The organism is Paenibacillus kribbensis (assembly GCF_001705305.1).
In the GTDB taxonomy this organism is placed as follows: domain Bacteria; phylum Bacillota; class Bacilli; order Paenibacillales; family Paenibacillaceae; genus Paenibacillus; species Paenibacillus kribbensis_B.
Genome location: NZ_MCBP01000049.1, coordinates 1 through 688, shown reverse-complemented (window position 1 = coordinate 688; position 688 = coordinate 1). Strand labels below are relative to the sequence as shown.

At 46.1% G+C, this 688-nt stretch carries 2 tRNA genes and 1 rRNA gene; all 3 read left to right on the top strand.

The window, feature by feature from the left end:
* Positions 1-174: 174 nt before the first annotated feature.
* The 3 genes from rrf (at position 175) to BAZ21_RS27485 (ending at position 501) form a co-directional block, all read left to right on the top strand.
* Positions 175-291, top strand: a 5S ribosomal RNA gene (gene rrf, locus BAZ21_RS27495).
* Between the two features lie 37 nt (positions 292-328).
* Positions 329-405 (top strand) — tRNA-Ile (locus tag BAZ21_RS27490).
* A gap of 20 nt (positions 406-425) precedes the next feature.
* Positions 426-501: transfer RNA gene (locus tag BAZ21_RS27485), tRNA-Ala, on the top strand.
* The last annotated feature ends 187 nt before the right edge of the window (positions 502-688 follow it).

Below are 688 nucleotides of genomic sequence, written 5' to 3'. Positions count from 1 at the left end.
TGGATCACCTCCTTTCTATGGAGAATCGTTTCCTGCAACGGAAACATTCAAAACAGCAGATACAAGTTATCTGCGACGGATGTTCAATTCGGTTCATCACATGTGTGTGAATGAAATGAATATTCTTAAACTACTCACTCGTTGCTCAGTTTTGAGAGTTTAAGCTCTCAAGCGTTTGGTGGCGATAGCGGAGGGGTTCCACACGTACCCATCCCGAACACGACCGTTAAGTCCTCCAGCGCCGATGGTACTTGGACCGCAGGGTCCTGGGAGAGTAGGACGTTGCCAAGCGCAACCACTAAAGAAGGATTTCTTTGGTGGTTATTATGGGCCCTTAGCTCAGCTGGTTAGAGCGCACCCCTGATAAGGGTGAGGTCGGTGGTTCGAGTCCACTAGGGCCCACCATATAACTTTATATTTCCTTTGGGGCCATAGCTCAGCTGGGAGAGCGCCTGCCTTGCAAGCAGGAGGTCAGCGGTTCGATCCCGCTTGGCTCCACCAAAAAAAAGATTTATTATAAACTGCATGAATATCATCCACTCAGTTGAGTTGGGCCGATATTCACACAGCTTTGCACCTTGAAAACTGGATACCGAAACGAAATTGCGTTTTAGAATATTCCTTTAAGCTGATCTTGTGTAAACAAGAGAAATAAAGGTAGCAAATATCGACATTTTCTTTCTTTGAA